The following is a 20,706-nucleotide window of genomic DNA, read 5'->3' on the forward strand; positions in this document are numbered from 1 at the left end:
CATGTTTCCCACAAATTTTAGCAAATCTCTCTCAGTCAGATCATCTGTAAAAACAGCGTTAGTCTCATCTTTAATGACTTTAGGCATCTTAGCCCCTGCTCAATCTTTACTAGCTGCTTCTCTAGAAATTGGTTTGGTGATCGATGGCTCAGGCAGTGTTAGCTCTAGCGATTTTGCTCTCCAGAGAGATGCTTATGTCAACATTTTTAGTAACGATTTTGTTGGGAATTTTCTAACAGGGGATGTTGATACGGTCTATATTTCTTTTTGGCAATTTGCCTCTAGTGTACAAGAAGAAGTAACTTGGACAACTATTCAGACTAATGCTGATGCTATTGCTTTTGCTAATGCTATTGCATCGGTGACTCAATTAGGTGGTGGTACTAATACAGCAGGAGCAATTAATACTGTAGCAAACTCAATTCTAACTAACGCATTTGATGGTGACTCCGAAGTGATCGATCTTTCTAGTGATGGTATTCCTAATGATCAAGCAGCAGCAGTCACAGCAGCCTCTAATGCTTTTTCAAATGACATAGTTACTAACACACTGTTTGTTGGTACTGGTACCACAGGACAATCAAATTTAGCGGCTATTGCTGCTGCAGGTGGCGGTACTCCCTTCGTTGCCAATAGCTTTGCGGAGTATGAAGAAGCATTGACAGAAAAACTTGATCTTGAATTTAATCCTGGTCCTACTACCCCAGAACCAGCTTCGATTCTTGGTCTTCTTACTCTTGGCAGTTTAGGATTGACTTTAAAATCGAAGAAAAAAGTATAATATTGTAGCTTTTGACTAAAAAACTACGAAATTTGCTTTAATTCATAATCTCAAGTATTGCTCGATCAATAACTTGAGATTCATTTCTATCTAAGGGAAATATAATTTTTATTAAGCTTTAAACATATTTTAAAAGTTTATGCTAAAGCGGGTTGTACGATACGACACATCAACAGTCAAGAAAAAAAGCTTATTTATTCTATTCTTTGATTTCTTCGGGTGTAAGCTGGTTATTTTGTCGGGCAGCACGTTGACTTAAAGCCGTTAGAAGTGAGGAAGTGATTGAGGAATGACTGTCTTTTCCAATAATACGATCGCTACCTATTCCGCCATTTTCGGGTAGAAGTCGGTTAACCCAACTTAAAATATCTGAGGTTAGACCAGGGAAAACACCATGAAATCGAATACCAATAATAGCAGGAAGCGATGTGATAATTTCCGAATCACCGCGCCGACAACCTGCTAAGATTTTTCGGGCGACTGCCTCGGCACTCATCGAAAGAATAGGGAGTGAATCACTAATTGTAAACCATGTATACTCAGCACGATGATGTCCTTTAAAATAAGCGTTTTCTGTACTACCTGTGCGGATCAAACCTGGGCAAACAGTGGTAACTTTAATTCCATCTTTGGCTAACTCGGAACGCATTCCCTCAGAAAGACCGACTAGAGCAAATTTACTAGCACTATAGGGTAAAAGATGAGGAACGCTAATTTTACCGCCAATTGAAGAAATATTAACGATACGACCCGCTTTCTGGTGGCGCATGGTCGGTAAAACGGCAAAAGTCGTATACAACGGGGCCCAAAAATGAAGCTTCATTGCAGCATCATAATCTTCTAAGGTCATGGTTTCAATTGGCCCGACTTGAATGATTCCTGCATTATTAATTAGTACATCTATATTACCAAAATGCTCGGTGATTTTTTGGATCATCTGCTCAACTTGAGTTTGATCCGTGACATCACAAGTTAGGGTGAAACAATCTTTTAATTGTAATTTAGCTCTTTCTAGTTCGGCTTGATCACGGGCGCAAATAGCAACACGCGCTCCTTGATGAACTAGCTGACGTGCCATAACTAAACCGAGTCCTCTAGAGCCTCCTGTAATTAAAACCGTTTTGTCTTTGAAAGTGTAACGGCTTTCTTGCCACCAACGGATTAGAATTTGGAGCAGGATAAACGCGATTGCGCCTACAACTAGAATAAAATAAAGATTGTCTGGTAATTCACCCATCTGTCTTACTTGCTCAAGTTTTTAGATTAATAAAGTTCCTCATCACTGCGGCGTTCTTCATAATCTTCTGATGATTTAGGTTCGAGTTCCCAACGTCGATCATCTCGCAAGGTTAGAATTTCATCAGTATGAAGCCATTCCCCATCGGCCATATTTAAGCCAACTGCCTCTCCTAATTCATCAACAATATCTTGATCGGGTGTTGCTACCGTGCCTCCTACCGCTTCATCTCCGACGGCATTCGCTTGCTCATAATTTGCATCAATATCTCCACCAGTGAGTATCGCATCCGCTTCATTAAACTCGCTATCACGTTGGTGCATGGTTCGCCCACCTTCGATATATCCTGGGAGTTCATGAACACCAGTCCCATAAGATTCGGTATATTCTTGCGGGATATCATCATCGTTGATTTCTTCTGGTTCGTCATCTTCTGCGACGGGAGTTCCTTGATTTTTGAGGGCGGCGTTTAAATCTTCTTGATCAGTTATACTCATAAATTCTGATTCCTTGATGTCCTATATCTATGTTGAAAGGACAATCTATTAATGTCCTCGAACTTTAGAAGGAGATCGCAGTTGAGCCATTTGTTGAAGATCTTTCTAGATAACTTTGACAGGTTGTCTTATTAATGTACGGATGAACAAGAAAAAAATCTAGATTTTTTTCTAAAACTGTTAAGAAAGATTTGCAATAGGGTTTAAAATACATAGATTGAGGGACTAATTTAAACTAATGGAACGATGACTAAGCCAATAACTAGACGCATTTTTCTTGAAACTGGAGCAGCACTCGCCGTAGGACTGTTGAGCAGACTTGAAGGCGCGTTTAAGAATCAATCAATTAATTTTGATTCTTCTCGTCATGGCTCCTTAACCCGACGTGTTGAACATCAGGTTAATCTCATCGAGGGGGAAGTTACTGGGTTAGTCAAGTAAATTGATTAGAATAAGAATCATTTTCATTTTTTGGTGTGAGGAGTAATCATGTTTAAACAAAAATGGCCACTAATAACCGCAACAGCAAGCCTATTAGGGGTTTTTGTTGGAGTTAATTCAGTAGAAGCTCAAACAAAAAACGAAGAATCATTAGACTGGATGCAAACAAAGCCAATGTCTCAAGTCACCAGTGTTAACCAACTGCGGGACGTTGAGCCGACAGCGTGGGCTTTTGAAGCACTACGGAGTCTAGTCGAGCGATACGGTTGTATTGTCGGATATCCCGATCGCACCTTTCGCGGAAATCGTGCTTTAACGCGATGGGAATTTGCGGCAGGGTTAAATGCGTGTCTGAATACAATGGAACGATTGATCCAAGAGGGTGTATCGGTTTTAAGAGAAGATGTCGATAAGCTCAAACGTCTAGCCCAAGAATTTGAAACAGAATTAGCTGTTTTAGGAACCAGAGTCGATAACTTAGAAAACCGAGTCGCTTTCTTAGAAGATCATCAATTTTCGACCACTACTAAACTGACTGGAGAAGTGATCTTTGGTTTATATGGTGTAGCAGCTGGTGAAAGAGATGGTGGTGAAGATATTGATCGTGTTCCCGCTTTAGGACATCGGACACGTTTAGAATTCAATACCAGCTTTACTGGACAAGACTTACTGTATATGCGTTTAGCATCGGGCAATGTTGCTGATCTTTCTGAAACTACTGGAACATTCCAAAGTACACTCAGCTATACTCAACCTGATGATAATAACGTTGCGCTTGAAGTCCTATTTTATAACTTCCAACTAACTGAAAACATTTCGGTCTGGTTAGAAGCGTTTGGCGGTGCAACGGATGACTTTACCAATACTCTAAACGCTTTAGATGGCGATGGTGCATCGGGGGCTATTTCCGCTTTTGGGACTCGTAACCCCATTTATTTTGCGCCTGGACAAACTGGGATCGGTTTACAGGGTAAATTTGGCTTCTTAGAAGTTAGTGCGGGTTATCTAGCAGGAGAAGGAAACGATCCCACTCCTGGGAATGGTTTGTTTAATGGTTCCTATAGTGCCATTGGTCAAATTGGTATCGTTCCTAATGAAAGATTTGGGCTTGCGTTTACCTATATTCATGTTTTAACCAACTAGATACAGGTACAGGTAGCGAACGTTCTAACTTCCAGTTCTTTACTGAAGATCAATTCGGTGAGGCAGTTTCGACTTCGAGTAACAGCTATGGTATCCAAGCCAGCTTTAGACCCTTTGACTGGGTGATCTTAGGCGGTTGGGGCGGTTATACCAATGCCAGAACCCTTAATACGATCGATGGGCAACTCGAAAGAGGCGACTTAGATATTTGGAATTGGGCGGCTACTATAGCATTTCCCGATCTTTTTAAAGAAGGAAGTCAAGGCGGTATTATTGTGGGGATGCAGCCTTGGGTATCTAATACATCAATTTCGGGTGTTGATGATGATGGTGATACTTCATTTCATATCGAGGCATTTTATGAATATGCGATCACCGATAATATTAAAATCACCCCTGGCATTTTGGTGATTACTTCACCAGATTACGATGATAATAATGCGACTTTAATCATCGGAACCATCCGGACAACGTTCACTTTCTAGAATCATCCCTTGTAGAGACACGATATATCGCGTCTCTACATCCAAAATCATGAGCGCGTCTGTACACCTAAACTAAATCTTATATTTTTAAAGAGGACAAAAGGAGATGAATACTATTACTACTTACCTTACAGAAATGGCTGTCAGTGCTAGAGGCTATATTGTGGGTTATGATCGCGCTTACAGTGGCTATATTGGCAAACTGTTGTCTAAAGGGTTAGCCCCTGGAACAAGATTTATTTTAATTCGCCAAGCGTGTTCCGAGTTTCCTTTGCAATTAGAAGTCGAAGGAAATTTAGTCAGTTTGAGTAAACCCGAAGTCGATGCCCTTTGTGTTGAAGAAGTTGATTAGCGTCTTTTTGTCAATGATTGAATGGGAAAAGTTGCAAAAATTAGACAAATCACACCAACATTAATAAAAACATCCGCAAAATTAAATACAGGAAAATCAATGAAACGAAAATCTAGAAAATCAACCACATAGCCGAAAAAAAATCGATCCCAACCGTTACCTAAAGCCCCTGCTAGGATAAATCCATATCCTAACTGTTCAAAAAATCTCATTCTTCCTAAAAATCCATAGATGATTAGCCCTAAACTAACCGCAAAGGATAACCAACGTAACCAGAATACACCCCCCGAAAAAAAACTAAAAGCTGCACCTGTATTCGTGACATAGGTTAAATGAAAAATACCTTGAATGAGGGGAATTGTATCACCAATTTGGGGTAATTGCTGGACAATCCAAAATTTAGTCAGTTGATCGAAAATAAAACCTAAAATGCCAATAATCCAAAATAAACGATTTTTTCTCATAGCCCCTTTTTAATAAAACATCAATCGGCGTAAAATCAAAGCCATCAGGGCTACTGCACAAATAATGATTAGCTGTCCGGGAAAAGGAATGACCGAATAGTTAAAAATAGCAGTTGGTAAACTCGATAGGGGAATGCTTTGACGTACCACTGGATGAAAAAGTGATAAACCCCCTAAGTAAACTAAACCACATAAATGAATCACCACCAACCCGCACAATGAGCTAAAAGCTAATGATTCTAAATTAGTGCGTTTGCGAAAAGCTAACCAACCACATAGCCAGCTACCTGGAATAAAACCGAGTAAATAGCCGAAGCTAGGTTCAGTTAAATAGTTCCATCCTCCACCTTGAGCGAAAACAGGTACCCAAGCCAAGCCTAACAAAACATAGGCAATTTGGGAGAGTAAACCCGCATTCGGGCCACCCATACAACCTGTAAGCAAAACCGCCCCAATTTGATAGGTTACACCCAAAGAATAACTCCGAACACCCTGTACTGGCCATGTCCAAGGGAGGCTCGTCATAAAGACTTCTAAGAAGGTACTAAAAATTGTAAGAATTAAGCCAATAAACGCCCACAAAAATTCATTGGGTATTGAAAGATGAATCAGTGGAGGGCGTGGGTTAAACCGTTTTTTAGTCTTGTTCGTGCGGTTGATATTCACCGGGGATAGGGGCCTCTCCTCCCTGTAAACCTAAAGATTTTAGCATAGCATGATCCGCTTCGGGTGGTTGACCAAGTGTGGTTAAATAATTACCAATGAGCATGGCATTAATTCCCGCTTGTAGCCCTAATTCTTGTAATTCTCCCATAATTGCTTCCCGTCCCCCCGCATAACGTAGAATTTGAGAAGGGAGAATAAAACGGAAAATGGCGATCGCTTTGACAGCTTCTAGGGGATCTAGTTTAGGAAGATGGTCTAATGGTGTGCCAAGTCTAGGGTTTAGAAGATTAATTGGTACTGATTCTACTTCTAATTCTCGCAAAGATAAAGCGAGATCAATGCGATCGTTCCAGCTTTCTCCCATACCAATAATACCCCCTGTACAAGCTTGGATTCCTGCGGCTTTAAGGTTTTTCACGGTATCAACGCGATCTTGCCAAGTATGGGTTGTTACAATGCTTGGATAGTAACTCTGGGAAGCCTCTAGATTGTGGTTATATCGCGTTACACCCGCTTCTTTGAGCATTTTTGCTTGATCAAGCGTAATTTCTCCAAGGGCGCAACAGGGCTTAATATTGACCTCTGAAATGATCTTATGTACGGTGTCTAAAATTTCTTCAAATTCTTTTGATTTCGGGCTATTGTATTTGAGTCCGCGACCTTGGGAGACTAAACAAAAGCGTTTAGCCCCAGCTTCGGCTGCTGCTTTAGCGTGTTCGAGGATTTCTGCTTGGGGTTTTAGTCCATAGATGGGTGACTCAGTTCCCGAATGATGTGCAGACTGGGAACAAAAACTACAATTTTCTGAACAGTTTCCCGACTTAATATTGACGATACTACAGAGATCGACGGTTTGACCACAACAAGATTGACGAATGCGATCGGCTGCTTCACATAGGAGTAAAATACGATCGTGACCTTCAATTTGAGTCAGAAGTAATGCTTCTTCTTTCGTCAGTTGTTTACCTGAAATGACCAAAGATGCAAGCTGCTGTAACCACGTTTTGATGTCTGTATCGGTTGGAAGTGATAAAACTGATGTTTGAACCACGTTTAAAAGATGCCCTACTCGGAAATACCAGCATTTTATCATTAGACTAGACCTCTCGATCTTTGTCTCGTCCTAAAATCGACATCATCGGAACTATGCTTATAAGTTTTCTATAGATTCAATAGAAAATTGTTATAATCTTTAGCGATATTTAATGTTTTTAAAAATAATTTGCACTAAACAATCAAAGCTCACACCAGAACACCAATAAACCATCATAATAAAATTGTGGCTTGTTGTTCGGATAGGGTTAATTATGTCAAAAAGAGCATTGCTAATTATTAACCGTCATGCACGTAAAGGAAAACAATACTTTGCACAAGTTGTAGATATTCTGCATGATTTGGAATTTGAATGTATTACAATTCCCCTTAAATCAACAGAGCAACTCACACAAGATATTCATCGTTACGGAAAACAAGTTGACCTTGTGATTATTGGCGGGGGTGATGGTACACTCAATGGTATTGTCGATACTTTGGTCGATTTACAACTTCCTTTAGGCATTTTACCCCTTGGGACAGCCAATGATCTAGCACGAACTTTATCTATTCCACTTGATATTTCTGATGCTTGTCGAGTTATCGCCGATGGTTATCTTAAACCCATTGATTTAGGATGGGTGAATGGCAAACATTTTTTTAACGTTGCTAGTTTAGGGTTAGGAGTAAAAATTACTCAAAAACTGACTAAAGGTGCAAAACGTCGTTGGGGTGTTCTCGCTTATCTTGCTACAGCGATGAAAGTTTTATCACAAACTCGTCCCTTTCATGCTGATATTATCGTCAATGGAGAAGCAACAAAGGTTAAAACGATTCAAATTGCTGTAGGAAATGGGCGATATTATGGGGGAGGAATGACTATTGCTGCTGATGCGACAATTGACGATCGTAGATTAGATTTATACAGTCTAGAATTGGAACACTGGTGGCAAATTTTCCCTCTTTTAAAAACATTTCCCAAAGGAGAACACGGGTTATTACCTTGGGTACAAACTTGGTCTGGAGAAGAAATAGAAATACGCACACGCAAAGAACATACGATTAATACTGATGGTGAATTAACAACGGTGACTCCTGCTGTTTTTCGCGTCATTCCTAAAGCATTAAATGTTTTTGTGCCACAGGAAGGCTAATCAAAATTATAAACTCTTCCTTTCCATCCTCCACCCTTTCCTTGCCAATATCTTATTGCCGAATCAATGGTCATGAGAGTATAAAGAAAGGCAATTACAGGTAAACTAAATGCCCACAGAGGAGAACATTTGTATAATTTTAAGGTTGGCCAATAAGATAACGCCATCAGTAACCAAATAATTAACCCGATGACCAAAATGATTTGATTATTTAGAATAATTCCTAGAATAATACTGAGGGGAGATATTAAATAAGTCATTACCATTCCTAAAACCGTTCCAACGAGCAATAAACTAGAATAATTAAGCTGTGTAAAAGCGGTTCTAGCGATCAGATCCCAAATTGATTTTAATGTTGGATAATCTCTTAAACTAAAAGTCGCGTCTGTTAAGCCTAACCAAATTCCTTTAGTGTCAAGATTAGGGTAATTTTGGATATATTTTTTGACTTCAGTTGCTAGTGTACAATCATCAATAAGAGCAGTTTTTAGAATTTCAATCCCACCAATTTTTTCTAAGATATCTCGTCGAATGAGAATACATCCACCTGCAGCAGCAGCCATCTTATTTTTAGGATTATTTGCCCAAGAAAACGGATAGAGTTTCTCGAAAAAGTAAACAAAAGCAGGAATCAAAAAACGTTCCCAAAAACTTTCATATTTTAGTAAAACCATTAGAGAAACTAAGGCTAATTTTTCTTGTTCTGCTTTCGTGACCAGTTGTGATAAATTTAATAAATCATGTTGAATATCGGCATCAGTAAACAGAATATATTTAGCCGTTATTTCTTGAGATTGTATGTAGTTTAAACCTTGTTGCATTGCCCACAGTTTTCCAGACCATCCAGAGGGTAACGGTTCACCTTTAATTACATTGATTCGTTCAAATTGATTTAATTTATTACTGATTTCTAAAGCAATTTTGCCAGTTCCATCTGTACTTTGATCATCAACTAAAATTATTTTAAAATCACCTGTATATTGTTGTTTAAGTAAAGAAGGTAAGCTAATAGGAATTGTATCAGCTTCATTTCTGGCAGGAATGACAGCACAAACCGATGGATAATCATTCTCTAATTTAAAATTAGGTTTTAATTTCTGATTCGATAACCAATAACCCCCACGAAAAAAAATTAAATAAATCCAAATGAATAAAGATATTAGGGAAAGAATGAATAAAAATTGCATTGATATCTAACTCAGCTTATTTTGGCTATAGTATACTTGAATAAAGATAATTTTAGACGAGAGTTTATGAAAATTTTAGCCAAGTGGACAATCGAAGAATATCACCAGATGATTGAGGCAGGAATATTAGACGATCGTAAGGTAGAATTATTAGCAGGTGAGATTATCGAAATGAGTCCAGAAAAACCCATCCACTATAATACAACTCGTCGCGGTGTATCTTATTTGGAACAATTGTTCAAAAATTTAGCAGAAATTCGTTTTAATGGGCCAATAACCTTAGCTGACTCCGAACCCGAACCCGATATCGCAATTGTACGACTTCCCGTTAGTCAATATAATTTTCATCATCCCTATGCTGAAGATATATTTTGGGTAATTGAAGTCGCAAATAGTAGCCTGAAAAAAGATTTAGAATTAAAACAAACAATTTATGCCAATGCTGGAATACAAGAATATTGGATAATGGATTTATCACAAACAAAACTCATTGTTTTTCGAGAACCCAGTAACGGCTATTATCAGAGTCGAGAAGAGTATACAGAAGGTGAAATTAGTTCTTTAGCGTTTCCTGATATTAATATTTCAGTGACCCAATTACTCGGTTTAAATTGATTCAGGATAAAAATCTATATCTAAAATTTGTTCAATGGTATCAGAACAAGTTTCAGGCAAACATTTTAAATTACTTTTCTTTTTTGCTTGTCGTACTGCTTCAGTATAAACTTCATCTTTGACGCTAAGAAGATAATTGTAAAGAGTTCTAGAACGGAGTAATCTTTTTAATTCTGCTCGAAAATTCTCAATCTCCATAGCCCAATGATTTTTACATTCAGGAAGACTCCAATATTGATAGAAAAGAAGATGTTTCAGTAATTGTCGTAAATAACTTTCAACTTTTCGACGCTGTTCACTTTCCAAAGCTTCGATCTCCTCGATTAAATGTATAGTGTCTAACTGTGAAAAATCTCCTGACTTTAATTGATTAGCTGTTTTTTCTAACCAAAGTGTATAATCATCTTCGTAAAGTTGTTCAATAGCTTTAAGATTAATAACACTCATAACTTAACCCTAGTTTATCCTTCTTTTATGATATAGGAACTAATAACAAGATCTCTTATCAAAGAATCTATTACAATAAACAAAATAAAGTGAGAGTGAACGGAAAAGATGCAGATACAAGACAAGGTAACGCAAACAGAAATAATAACACGTAGTCTAGAAGAAGCAATTGCAATCAGTCAAAACCATCTTCTAAGAATTCAATATCCTGATGGTTATTGGTGGGCTGAACTCGAATCTAATGTTACAATTACGTCTGAAGTCATTTTACTACACAAAATATGGGGAACCGATCAAGAGCGACCTTTACACAAAGCTGAAACCTATCTCCGTTCCATGCAAAAAGATCACGGAGGATGGGAACTATTCTACGGTGATGGAGGTGAACTTAGTACCTCAGTAGAAGCCTATATGGCATTAAGATTACTAGGAGTCAGTGCAAATGATCCAGTATTACTGAAAGCCAAAGAATTTATTTTAAAACGCGGTGGTATTAGCAAAACTCGTATTTTTACTAAATTTCATCTTGCTTTAATTGGTTGCTATGACTGGAAAGGTATTCCATCTATTCCACCTTGGCTCATGTTATTTCCGAATAACTTTCCTTTTACAATTTATGATATGTCCAGTTGGGCGCGAGGTAGTACGGTTCCTCTATTGATTGTATTTGATAAAAAACCAATTTATCTTACTGATCCTGCCATTAATCTTGATGAACTTTATGCAGAAGGAAAAGAAAACGTTAAATATGCACTGCCAAAAAACAATAATTGGGGCGATATTTTCCTAACCCTAGATAAAATCTTCAAATGGACAGAAAAAAATCATCTTGTACCGTTTCACCAAAAAAGCCTCAAAGTTGCCGAAAAATGGATCATAGAAAGACAAGAAGATAGCGGCGACTGGGGCGGAATCATCCCTGCAATGCTAAATTCATTATTAGCCTTACGATCGCTCAACTATGACTTATATGACCCCATCGTACAACGCGGTATCAAAGCGGTTGACAACTTTTCCATTGAAACAGAACAAACCTATCGAGTACAACCCTGTGTATCCCCTGTATGGGACACTGCATGGTGTTTGCGAGGCTTAGTGGAGTCTGGTTTAAACCCCGATCATCCTGCTTTGGTTCGGGGCGCACAATGGCTACTCGATCAACAAATTTTAGACTATGGTGACTGGCAGATCAAGAATAAAGAAGGACAACCTGGCGGCTGGGCGTTTGAATTTGAAAACCGTTTCTATCCAGATCTTGATGACTCTGCGGTTGTCGTTATGGCATTACATGGCGTAATGATGCCCAATGAAAAAATTAAACATGGCGCAATAAAAAGATGTTTGCAATGGATGGCTACCATGCAGTGTAAAACGGGTGGATGGGCAGCATTTGATAAAGATAATGATCAAGCGTGGTTAAATGAAGTCCCCTACGGTGATCTCAAAGCCATGATCGATCCGAGTACCGCCGATGTCACCGCTAGAGTCTTAGAAATGTTAGGGGCTTGTGGTTTAAGCATGGATGCAAACCGAGTCAAAAAAGCTTTAGCCTTTCTTGACAAAGAACAAGAAACCGATGGTAGTTGGTTTGGGCGTTGGGGGGTTAATTATTTATATGGTACCAGTGGGGTGATCTCTGCATTAGCCGTTATTGCGCCACAAACTCACAAAAACCAAATAGAAAAAGGCGTTAACTGGTTACTAGAAAAACAAAACCCTGATGGGGGATGGGGTGAAACCTGTCAAACCTATCGAGAACCCACCCTACGAGGTAAAGGAGTTAGTACCGCATCCCAAACCGCTTGGGCATTAATTGGCTTATTAGATGCAGGGATGGCAACGCAAACATGGGCGAAAACTGCTATTGAGAAAGGAATTCAGTATCTAATGTCTACGCAAAATAGCGATGGAACATGGGATGAGGAAGAATTTACTGGGACTGGATTCCCAAGTCATTTCTACATTCGCTACCATATGTATTATCAATATTTTCCGCTAATTGCTTTGGGACGATATCAAAAGTTAAAAGAGCAATTTTAAAGCCTTTTCACTGATATTTAAAGTAGGTGGGCTAGACTCACCTATTTTTTGTTAATAAATTAAAGCAATAACTTGTAGGGTAAGGGTCGCCATATCACTACATGATTCTGATTTCAGAAAAAGATTAGCGGAATATCATAACACTTTTGATAAGTATAGAATATAACTTTTGACAGGTCTTTTCAAGAGAAAAATTAATTAATTTTAATAGATAAAGAATACGAATTATAGGTAATCACATGGTTCAATCTCAAGCAATTTCCGAATCAAAGGATAATCCCAGAGATCCCAGAAATAAAGAAGTAGTTTACCCCGCTTTTAATGATCCACAACGCGGCAATTTAGAAACCCCCATTAATGCTTCTGGTCTTGCTAAAGCGTATATCAATAACTTACCCGCATATCGACGTGGACTTTCTCCACTACGTCGCGGTTTAGAAGTTGGGATGGCACACGGTTACTGGTTAATTGGCCCCTTTGCTACCTTTAGCCCCTTACGCGGTACAGAAGTAGCCTACACAACAGCACTTTTATCCGTGATCAGTATACTTATTATTTCAACCCTTGCTATTTCCCTTTACGCGAGTGTTCAGAAGCCTGTTTCACAACCTATTGTAACCGCCCCTAATATTCCAGATGCTTTTAAAACTCAAGAAGGTTGGAATGAGTATGCAAGCGGTTTCTTGATCGGTGGCATCGGTGGTGCATTATTTGCTTATCTACTCTTAACCCTTGTTATCAGCAAATTTTTCTACGATTATGTCATTCGATAAGTCATAATTCTGCCAGGGAATAAAATTCCTGTCTAAATATGCGTTTATTCGGTTAAAACCGACTCTAGTCCATTAAAATGGACTTTTGCTATTAGACAGTGAATAAATTCACTGGCGTTATAAAAAGCGCAAACTATAATTCAAAAATAAACAGCAATTTATTTAATGATATCTCTAGAACGCCAATTTTATTTAGGTTGTGCTGTTTGGTCATATAAAGGTTGGCTAGGTTCATTCTATCCCCTTAAAACACCTGCTAAAGATTTTCTCTCACTTTACAGTCAACGACTAACGACAGTAGAAGGAAATACAACTTTTTATGCAGTTCCCGATGAAAAAACCGTAAAACGATGGAAAGAAGAAACCGCAAATGAGTTTAAATTTGTGCCAAAATTTCCCAAAACAATTACCCATGAAGGGTTATTACAACCTAAGATAGTTGACGCAATTGCATTTCTCGAACGGATGAGAAAATTAGGTGATCGTTTGGGTTCTGTATTTATCCAACTTCCACCCAGTTATAGTCCGAATTATTTGGAAGATCTATCCTTATTTCTGTCAGTCCTCGCGACACAAAACATTAAATTAGCTTTAGAAGTTCGTCATCCTAGTTGGTTTAAAGAACCGTATTCAGAAAAACTAAAAAACTTACTCGAAAATCATCATATTGCTAGAGTGTTATTAGATACACGTCCTATTTATAACGCCCCAAGTGACCCACAGATTAACTCAGAACGGCGTAAACCACAAGTACCTCTACAGCCTCATGTTACTGCTAATTTTACTTTAGTTCGTTTTATCAGTCATCCTGAGCGACAATGGAATCAAGCTTATTTAGATGAGTGGGTTAAACAATTAGATCAATGGTTAAAACAGGGAATAACTGTTTACTTTTTTGTCCATTGTCCAATAGAAGATCATTCACCGCATACAGCACGTTATTTTCAAGAATTATTAGAAAAATCGGGTGTTGATGTTCCTCCTTTACCTTGGAATGAACTTGAGAAGTTAGAACAGTTAAATTTATTTTGAAAACATGGTGATTTCCCACTCATTTTAGGGAACTCTTGTAAAAAAAGCTTACTATTAGCAAATTTTATGAGTGAAATCATCCGTTATCAAACACATTGTTCTCGTGTGCTGAGTCTTTTAATCTGTCTTTGGGTTCCGCTTTCCCTAACAACCTATAGCACTCGTACCTTAGCTAATAATACAACAAGTCAAATTCAGGTGATGTCTTTCACCACATTAGAGTATGAAGCACAAGCAGAAAATATACTAAATTTACTTGAACAAGAAAAATATACTCAAATTGAACAAATTCTCAACCATTCAATCAAAGAAAAAAAATTAACTCGCGGTGGCTTTTATTATGCTGTATCCGTTTTAGATAAGGCGATGGTTTCATTAGATCCGAGTTGGGTTACAATTTTAGATGATTGGATCAAAAAGTCACCTAATAGCACAATTGCTTATAGTGTAAGAGCCTATTTTCATTATTATCAAGCTTGGGATATTCGAGGAAACCGATACGCTTACAAAACTCCTGCCGAAAATATGCAGGAATATCTAAAACGTCTTGCTCTAGCTACTGCAGATACCCAAAAAGCGATCGCTCTTAATTCTAACAACCCGATCGCTATTTTTGCTAAATTAAGAATTAAAAGAAATATGAGAAGAGCATCAGCAAGAGATTTTGAACCTATATTCAAAAAAGCAATTACACTTGTTCCTAACTTCATGCAAGCTTATCAAGAAAAATCTTTGTATCTAAGTCCTCAATGGGGTGGTAATGAGCAAGAAGTTTTAGCCTTTGTTCGTCAAGCAGCCAAGTCGGCACCGCATGGTACAGCTATTCCTTTCCTAGTGCCTCAGGCTCATCAAGATTTATGTGCTTATTATTCCAATAAACAATATTATTACAATCAACCTCAAGTCTGGAATGAAATCGAGAAAAATTATTTACGGTTAATTAAAGATTTTCCTCGCGCTGGATGGTATCCATTATGGTTTGCAGAAGTTGCTAAAATAGCAGGTAAAGATCAACTCGCTCGTCAGTATTTTAAAATGGCTATAACTCGTGAACCCAATAATCCTGAGATTAAACGCAGAGCCAGTAGGTATCGATAAATCTATCATTAAATTGTCAATATTTCGCTCCAAAACATTTTTATCAAATCTAAAAATATTCCTAAAGCAGTAAATTAAATCTTTTAAAGAAAAGATAGCTATCTCTTAAACTGAACTATCAATAATTATCAAGGAATCTAATTTTTACTTCCGTGTCTGAATACGGCAGATAGTCTAATCTTCCGTAAGTTAAACCTTGATTAAATTTCCCTAAACAAAATATTAGCAACCAACAATGAATAACCACGTCATTTTCATCCATCCAGATGGTACCAGTCCTGCGCATTATGGGGCAGCACGTTTTCTATTACATGGGCCTGATGGACGACTCAACTGGGATAGACTCGATCAAGCAGGTGTTTACCTAGGTCACATGGAAGACCAACTCGGAGGGACTTCTAATGCAGGGGCTGTCACTCATGCGACTGGGGCTAAGGTGTATGCAGAATCTTTTGGACTCAATGAAGATGGTTCGCCTGTAGAGTCACGGTCTGGAAATATCGGTCAAACCATTATGCAGGAAGCGGTTGCAGCCAATAAAGTAACCGCATTGCTCCAGTCAGGTTTTGCTGCAGAACCAGGTACAGCCGCATTTGTCGCACAAGTGGGCGAATTAGAAGTCGATGGTCAGCGCATTCCTCCACGGCAACAAGTCGCAGCCATCACCAGACAAGTGATCGAGTCTGGAGTAGATTTTATCATGGGTGGTGGTGAACTGCATATGCTACCCGTTGGAGTCGATGGCTTTCACGAAACAGCCGCCCAACTCGATGCTCGTAGTACTAACCCTATAACTCGCCCCTCAGGAAATTTGATTGAACTAGCCAGAAGTCTTGGCTACACTGTAGTTTACAACAGAGAGCAATTATTTGACCTGCTTGATACCACTCAGTATCCCACCCCACCAACAAAAGTTTTAGGGGTCTTTGCTGTCCTTCATACTTTTAATGATAGACCAGAAGAAGCTTTAGGCTTAGGCACACCCGAAGCCACGCCGCTTTATTCACCCACTGCGCCAACCATAGCAGAAATGCTCGAAGTGACTCAAGAGTTAGCCGAACAACATCCTAACTTTGACAATGGTTCATTTACGGTACTAGAAGAAGAAGGAACCGATAATTTTGGTAATAACAATAACGCGGCTGGAACCCTAGAAGGTTTAAGACGGGCTGATCAAGCTATTGGTGTTGCTCTCGACTTTCATCAACGTCATTCTAATACTTTGATCCTAACTGCTGCCGATAGCGATGCGGGTGGTTTACAAGTTCGAGATCCTTTGCCTGCTGATCAACCCGTTGGCACGATTAATAATAATCCAACCACCGAAGAACGTCTAGTACCTCTAGATGGCCAAACTGGGGCTAATTCCCTTCCCTTTGTCTCTGCACCCGATGCTAATGGGGATACGTTACCTTTTGCGATCGCATGGGCGGGTACACCTGATTTTGCAGGTAGTATTGTTACAAAAGCGCATGGACTCAATTCCGAGAACCTCCCTTCAACTGCGGATAATACGGGAATGTACGAATTGATGTACGAAACCCTATTCGAGACAGAATTACCCTCTCGGAACGAACCGCCACAAGTTGCCCCCACTCCCACCGAAGACACAGGTAACGTGATCTTTATTCACCCCGATGGTACCAGTCCCTCGCACTACATGGCTCTTCGTAACGTCGATTTAGGGCCTGATGGTCGTTTGAATTGGGATATGATGTCCAATGCAGGGGTTTATCTGGGACACATGGAAGACCAGTTAACAGGAACTTCCAATGCAGGGGCGGTGACTCATGCGACGGGAGCTAAGGTTTTTGCGGAATCTTTTGGATTTAATGAAGATAACACACCAATTCGCTCCGCTTCTGGTAGAGTTGGCATGACAATTTTAGATGAGGCGATCGAGAAAGGAAAAGCCACTGCCTTAGTACAGTCGGGTCACATCGGAGAACCTGGAACCGCCGCCTTTGCTGCTCAAACCTCCAACCGTACACCCGATCCCAATATTCGAGCGAGAGATAAAACGGCCGAAATAGCAGAACAGGTGATCCGTTCTGGAACGAATGTCATTATGGCAGGTGGGGAAGTCTATCTCTTACCCCAAGGTACTACAGGTTTTCACGTCACCCCCGAAATTGATGCCCAGTACAGTGATGCAGAGGATCGTCCAAGTACCAACTTAATTGAATTGGCTCAGTCTCTCGGTTATACCGTAGTCTATACCGAAGAGCAACTCAATCAAGTGATGAGTAGTGGGACTTTACCCGAAAAACTCTTAGGGATCTTTGCTGCAAATCATACTTTTGACGATCGCACAGAAGAAGCATTAGGACTGAATACCCCTAACCCTAGCCCCCTATATGTGCCGACAGCACCGACTATTGCTGAAATGCTCGATGCTGCCCTTGTGATCCTCGAACAAGATCCCGACGGCTTTTTTGCGGTTGTTGAAGAAGAAGGAACCGATAACTTTGGTAATAATAACAACGCAGTCGGAACCATCGAAGCCATGCGACGCGCTGATGCGGCTATTGGTGTAGCAATGGACTATGTTAATACTCAAGATCCAAATACATTAGTTATTACGGCAGCCGATAGCGAGGCGGGCGGAATGCAGGTTTTTCAATACGCCCCCTATACTCGTCCAGAAGGCAACTTTACCAGCGATCCTGCTTTAATGGATAGTGAGCCTCAAGTTCCTTTTATTAATGTTAATCCCAGTCCAGAACCCACGCCTAACTATCTAGATGGGGTCAACGGCAGTACTGCTAGTCCCGATGCACCTTGGCAACCTTTTGCATCTGTTGATAGTCTGAATGGCCCGATGGGAAATTTTGCGATCGCATGGACGGGTACACCTGATTTTCCTGGTAGTATTGTGGCTAAAACCTATGGCTTAAATGCGGAGCTTTTGCCTTCTACTGTAGACAATACAGAAATTTACCGCATCATGTATCAAACTCTTTTTGGTGAAGCTGAACCGCCAAAAACTGTTTATGGAACACCCGAAGCTGATCAGTTTGATACAGCTATTCCCGATACTAGAGGTTTTGTTGGGGATCTGCAAATTCTGTTTACAGGAAGTGGCAATGATACCGTTGATGTCACTTTTGCGTCGGGTGGAAACCGTCTTGATCTCGGTAGTGGTGATGATACTTTGTTTGCTGGTGCTAATAACCGCATCCTCGCAGGTTCAGGAGATGATACTTTATTTGTCGGTTCTAGTGGTGGCAACAATGTTATTACTGGTGGGGTCGGATCTGATCAGTTCTGGGTGGTTACCGATAGCGAAGATCTACCCGATATGGCAAATATCATTACTGATTTTACCAGTGGCGTTGATGTGATTGGGTTTGCGAATACTAGCCTGAATTTTGCAGGTTTATCCTTGATCCAAGACGGACAAGATATGATCGTTCGTGCCTTAAATCAAGATATTGCAAAACTGATCAATGTTCAAGTTAGCAGTCTAACTGAGACAAATTTTGTTTTTGCTTAATTTGAATGAAATGATAGGGGGGTGGTTTTCCCCCTTATCTCACTAATGGTATTTTCAGGTTAACTTTAGATTTAATCAAGCAGAAGATAGAAGATTGGAAGAGTATTACTAGGATTAGTGTGACTAAATAGAGACATATACTGGTATTCATCCCGAAATACGGTATGATTGAGTTTTTACGGCAGTTAAGTTGACAATACCCGAATTTATTCTAAACTGACTCTTTTTAAATTAAAAACTTTTACTTTTTAAAAGATAAATAAATTTAATTAAAAATCCACTCAATTAAATGATTTGACAATAGATAGTGTCATGGAAAATACCTGTTATTATTTAAGCAACTTCTAAAATTGCTATATTCATTATTGGGATTGTTGAAGAACAATGACTCGGCAAATCTAGCTTTACTGCTTGATGTGCCTATCTTTGTTTTAAGTGCTGATCATTATCTGAAGTCAAGTTACATTTTTTAAATAGTCTGTTAGCCATTCTTAATTGATTAAAAGAAGCAATTAATGCCATAAAATCTTTACTAGATTATGTTTAAAAAAAATTAATTAATATTATATTTTGACTTTATTTGTATTTCACTTAATAAAAAATATTAAATTAATTTCTGCTAAATAGTGTTAGTAAGCCAAGCTAGGAAAAAAACTATCTAATAAATTAAGCCATACAGTAAGTAAAGATGGTAGAAAGATTGAGCTTGTGATTGACCGAGTTAGAGAATATTAATTGTAAGCGCGTCAAAAGCTATATTTTCTAATTAAAATAATCTAGATTCCTGCAATACACTAAATTGTAATATTAATTACATTTTATTACAAAAATTAACAACAAAAACAGTTGTGTTGAACTAAATTCTATGGGATACTCTCTAAAAATACAAAAAACCGATAGGTAAACTGTATTTTGCTCAAAAACTGAATCAACTTACATTTGAGGAGACTAAAACGATGGTACTGGATGCTTTTTCCAGAGTTGTTGCTCAAGCAGATGCACGAGGCGAGTACCTGAACAATAATCAGATCGATGGACTCATTGCCTTAGTCAAAGATGGCAATAAACGCGTTGATGTAGTGAACCGTATTACAAGTAATTCTTCTGCGATCGTCACTAATGCGGCTCGTTCTCTTTTTGGCGAACAGCCCCAACTGATTGCACCAGGGGGAAACGCTTATACCAGTCGTCGCGCCGCCGCTTGCCTTAGAGATCTCGAAATCATTCTGCGCTATGTCACCTACGCAATTTTTACAGGCGATGCCAGCGTATTAGATGATCGCGCTCTTAATGGTTTACGAGAAACCTACGTCGCTTTGGGGACTCCAGGAGCTTCTGTCGCGGTTGGAGTAGACAAGCTAAAAGAGGCTTCTCTTGCGATCGCTGGCGATCCAAACAATATCACGCGAGGGGATTGCAGTTCATTGCTCGCCGAAGTCGCAAGTTACTTTGATCGAGCCGCCGCCGCCGTTCGCTAAATTCAACAAACTTTTGTCAAATTAAAGGAGAAACTCAACTCATGTCAAAAACACCTTTAACTGAAGCGGTTATACCAATTCATAGTACAATACTTTCTTCAAGGGTCAGGGGCCAGTTTCCCGCTTCTTCAATAGGATCGGCTGCTGTTACATCCACTTTTTGCCCTAAGCTTAAGAGATTAACTAAAGTCCGTCTAGCAATCCGTTGGTTAGAAATATTAGTCGTTAAATCTTGATTTGCACGGGCTACATCTACTTCCGCTTGTAGCACCGAAAAACGAGTACCAA

General features: G+C 39.3%; 18 protein-coding genes and 2 pseudogenes. 12 read left to right on the top strand and 8 right to left on the bottom strand.

Annotated elements, in window-relative coordinates; genetic code table 11:
• The first annotated feature begins 1 nt into the window (after window position 1).
• Window positions 2-781 (top strand): DUF1194 domain-containing protein, encoded by a 780-nt coding sequence (locus CFPU101_RS20110; RefSeq protein ID WP_206817125.1) that lies wholly within the window; start codon window positions 2-4, stop codon window positions 779-781.
• Between the two features lie 199 nt (window positions 782-980).
• Here CFPU101_RS20110 and CFPU101_RS20115 read toward each other — a convergent pair whose 3' ends face one another.
• Complete coding sequence (locus CFPU101_RS20115) at window positions 981-2,018, bottom strand: SDR family oxidoreductase (protein ID WP_206817109.1); 1,038 nt, start codon at window positions 2,016-2,018, stop codon at window positions 981-983.
• A gap of 26 nt (window positions 2,019-2,044) precedes the next feature.
• Window positions 2,045-2,515, bottom strand: coding sequence for a DUF6335 family protein (locus tag CFPU101_RS20120; RefSeq protein ID WP_242578126.1), 471 nt, complete (start codon window positions 2,513-2,515; stop codon window positions 2,045-2,047).
• A 246-nt stretch (window positions 2,516-2,761) separates the two neighbouring features.
• Between CFPU101_RS20120 and CFPU101_RS20125 the strand changes: the two genes are divergently transcribed.
• The 3 genes and pseudogenes from CFPU101_RS20125 to CFPU101_RS20135 all read left to right on the top strand — a co-directional run bounded on the left by CFPU101_RS20125 (window position 2,762) and on the right by CFPU101_RS20135 (window position 4,936).
• Window positions 2,762-2,956 (top strand): hypothetical protein, encoded by a 195-nt coding sequence (locus tag CFPU101_RS20125; protein WP_206817110.1) that lies wholly within the window; start codon window positions 2,762-2,764, stop codon window positions 2,954-2,956.
• A gap of 48 nt (window positions 2,957-3,004) precedes the next feature.
• Window positions 3,005-4,584 (top strand): annotated as a pseudogene (locus tag CFPU101_RS20130) (iron uptake porin).
• Window positions 4,585-4,690: 106 nt separating this feature from the next.
• Window positions 4,691-4,936 (top strand): FeoA family protein, encoded by a 246-nt coding sequence (locus tag CFPU101_RS20135; protein WP_206817111.1) that lies wholly within the window; start codon window positions 4,691-4,693, stop codon window positions 4,934-4,936.
• Here the strand turns inward: CFPU101_RS20135 and lspA are convergent.
• Genes lspA through bioB form a run of 3 tightly spaced genes read right to left on the bottom strand, consistent with a single transcriptional unit; the run spans window position 4,933 to window position 7,117 of the window.
• Window positions 4,933-5,400, bottom strand: coding sequence for a signal peptidase II (gene lspA / locus CFPU101_RS20140; protein WP_206817112.1), 468 nt, complete (start codon window positions 5,398-5,400; stop codon window positions 4,933-4,935). The two genes, CFPU101_RS20135 and lspA, sit on opposite strands and share 4 nt — an antisense overlap.
• A gap of 9 nt (window positions 5,401-5,409) precedes the next feature.
• Window positions 5,410-6,066, bottom strand: a complete 657-nt coding sequence (locus CFPU101_RS20145; RefSeq protein ID WP_374191980.1) for a biotin transporter BioY — start codon at window positions 6,064-6,066, stop codon at window positions 5,410-5,412.
• Window positions 6,038-7,117 (bottom strand): biotin synthase BioB, encoded by a 1,080-nt coding sequence (gene bioB / locus CFPU101_RS20150; RefSeq protein ID WP_242578128.1) that lies wholly within the window; start codon window positions 7,115-7,117, stop codon window positions 6,038-6,040. Before bioB ends, CFPU101_RS20145 begins: the two co-directional genes overlap by 29 nt.
• Before the next feature lie 256 nt (window positions 7,118-7,373).
• On the opposite strand from bioB, the gene CFPU101_RS20155 reads away from it, so the two are divergent.
• Complete coding sequence (locus tag CFPU101_RS20155) at window positions 7,374-8,252, top strand: lipid kinase (RefSeq protein WP_206817114.1); 879 nt, start codon at window positions 7,374-7,376, stop codon at window positions 8,250-8,252.
• On the opposite strand, the gene CFPU101_RS20160 is transcribed toward CFPU101_RS20155, so the two are convergent.
• A complete protein-coding gene (locus tag CFPU101_RS20160; protein WP_206817115.1) occupies window positions 8,249-9,439 on the bottom strand; it encodes a glycosyltransferase in 1,191 nt (396 codons plus the stop codon). The genes CFPU101_RS20155 and CFPU101_RS20160 overlap by 4 nt on opposite strands.
• A gap of 66 nt (window positions 9,440-9,505) precedes the next feature.
• On the opposite strand from CFPU101_RS20160, the gene CFPU101_RS20165 reads away from it, so the two are divergent.
• Complete coding sequence (locus CFPU101_RS20165; RefSeq protein ID WP_206817116.1) at window positions 9,506-10,054, top strand: Uma2 family endonuclease; 549 nt, start codon at window positions 9,506-9,508, stop codon at window positions 10,052-10,054.
• On the opposite strand, the gene CFPU101_RS20170 is transcribed toward CFPU101_RS20165, so the two are convergent.
• On the bottom strand, window positions 10,046-10,501 hold the full coding sequence (locus tag CFPU101_RS20170) for a DUF29 domain-containing protein (protein WP_206817117.1): 456 nt from the start codon (window positions 10,499-10,501) through the stop codon (window positions 10,046-10,048). The two genes, CFPU101_RS20165 and CFPU101_RS20170, sit on opposite strands and share 9 nt — an antisense overlap.
• Window positions 10,502-10,609: 108 nt before the next feature.
• On the opposite strand from CFPU101_RS20170, the gene shc reads away from it, so the two are divergent.
• The 6 genes from shc (at window position 10,610) to CFPU101_RS20200 (ending at window position 20,418) form a co-directional block, all read left to right on the top strand.
• Window positions 10,610-12,541 (top strand): squalene--hopene cyclase, encoded by a 1,932-nt coding sequence (shc, locus tag CFPU101_RS20175; RefSeq protein WP_206817118.1) that lies wholly within the window; start codon window positions 10,610-10,612, stop codon window positions 12,539-12,541.
• A gap of 239 nt (window positions 12,542-12,780) precedes the next feature.
• Entirely contained in the window at window positions 12,781-13,314 is a 534-nt protein-coding gene (locus CFPU101_RS20180) for a photosystem I reaction center subunit XI (protein ID WP_206817119.1), read from the top strand.
• Window positions 13,315-13,479: 165 nt separating this feature from the next.
• Window positions 13,480-14,346, top strand: coding sequence for a DUF72 domain-containing protein (locus tag CFPU101_RS20185; RefSeq protein WP_206817120.1), 867 nt, complete (start codon window positions 13,480-13,482; stop codon window positions 14,344-14,346).
• A gap of 66 nt (window positions 14,347-14,412) precedes the next feature.
• Window positions 14,413-15,444, top strand: coding sequence for a DUF4034 domain-containing protein (locus tag CFPU101_RS20190; RefSeq protein WP_206817121.1), 1,032 nt, complete (start codon window positions 14,413-14,415; stop codon window positions 15,442-15,444).
• 235 nt (window positions 15,445-15,679) lie between these two features.
• Entirely contained in the window at window positions 15,680-18,940 is a 3,261-nt protein-coding gene (locus CFPU101_RS20195; RefSeq protein WP_206817122.1) for an alkaline phosphatase, read from the top strand.
• Between the two features lie 956 nt (window positions 18,941-19,896).
• Window positions 19,897-20,418 (top strand): phycocyanin subunit beta, encoded by a 522-nt coding sequence (locus CFPU101_RS20200; RefSeq protein WP_206817123.1) that lies wholly within the window; start codon window positions 19,897-19,899, stop codon window positions 20,416-20,418.
• A gap of 79 nt (window positions 20,419-20,497) precedes the next feature.
• Here CFPU101_RS20200 and CFPU101_RS20205 read toward each other — a convergent pair.
• Window positions 20,498-20,706: pseudogene (locus CFPU101_RS20205) on the bottom strand (TolC family protein); the annotation flags it as partial.

It is taken from the genome of Chroococcus sp. FPU101 (assembly GCF_017312365.1).
Classification (GTDB): Bacteria; Cyanobacteriota; Cyanobacteriia; order Cyanobacteriales; family Microcystaceae; genus Chroococcus.

Coding starts and splice junctions, on each gene's coding strand:
- CFPU101_RS20110 (WP_206817125.1), top strand. CDS start 2: ATGTTTCCCACAAATTTTAGCAAATCTCTCTCAGTCAGATCATCTGTA.
- CFPU101_RS20115 (WP_206817109.1), bottom strand. CDS start 2,018: ATGGGTGAATTACCAGACAATCTTTATTTTATTCTAGTTGTAGGCGCA.
- CFPU101_RS20120 (WP_242578126.1), bottom strand. CDS start 2,515: ATGAGTATAACTGATCAAGAAGATTTAAACGCCGCCCTCAAAAATCAA.
- CFPU101_RS20125 (WP_206817110.1), top strand. CDS start 2,762: ATGACTAAGCCAATAACTAGACGCATTTTTCTTGAAACTGGAGCAGCA.
- CFPU101_RS20135 (WP_206817111.1), top strand. CDS start 4,691: ATGAATACTATTACTACTTACCTTACAGAAATGGCTGTCAGTGCTAGA.
- lspA (WP_206817112.1), bottom strand. CDS start 5,400: ATGAGAAAAAATCGTTTATTTTGGATTATTGGCATTTTAGGTTTTATT.
- CFPU101_RS20155 (WP_206817114.1), top strand. CDS start 7,374: ATGTCAAAAAGAGCATTGCTAATTATTAACCGTCATGCACGTAAAGGA.
- CFPU101_RS20160 (WP_206817115.1), bottom strand. CDS start 9,439: ATGCAATTTTTATTCATTCTTTCCCTAATATCTTTATTCATTTGGATT.
- CFPU101_RS20165 (WP_206817116.1), top strand. CDS start 9,506: ATGAAAATTTTAGCCAAGTGGACAATCGAAGAATATCACCAGATGATT.
- CFPU101_RS20170 (WP_206817117.1), bottom strand. CDS start 10,501: ATGAGTGTTATTAATCTTAAAGCTATTGAACAACTTTACGAAGATGAT.
- shc (WP_206817118.1), top strand. CDS start 10,610: ATGCAGATACAAGACAAGGTAACGCAAACAGAAATAATAACACGTAGT.
- CFPU101_RS20180 (WP_206817119.1), top strand. CDS start 12,781: ATGGTTCAATCTCAAGCAATTTCCGAATCAAAGGATAATCCCAGAGAT.
- CFPU101_RS20185 (WP_206817120.1), top strand. CDS start 13,480: ATGATATCTCTAGAACGCCAATTTTATTTAGGTTGTGCTGTTTGGTCA.
- CFPU101_RS20190 (WP_206817121.1), top strand. CDS start 14,413: ATGAGTGAAATCATCCGTTATCAAACACATTGTTCTCGTGTGCTGAGT.
- CFPU101_RS20195 (WP_206817122.1), top strand. CDS start 15,680: ATGAATAACCACGTCATTTTCATCCATCCAGATGGTACCAGTCCTGCG.
- CFPU101_RS20200 (WP_206817123.1), top strand. CDS start 19,897: ATGGTACTGGATGCTTTTTCCAGAGTTGTTGCTCAAGCAGATGCACGA.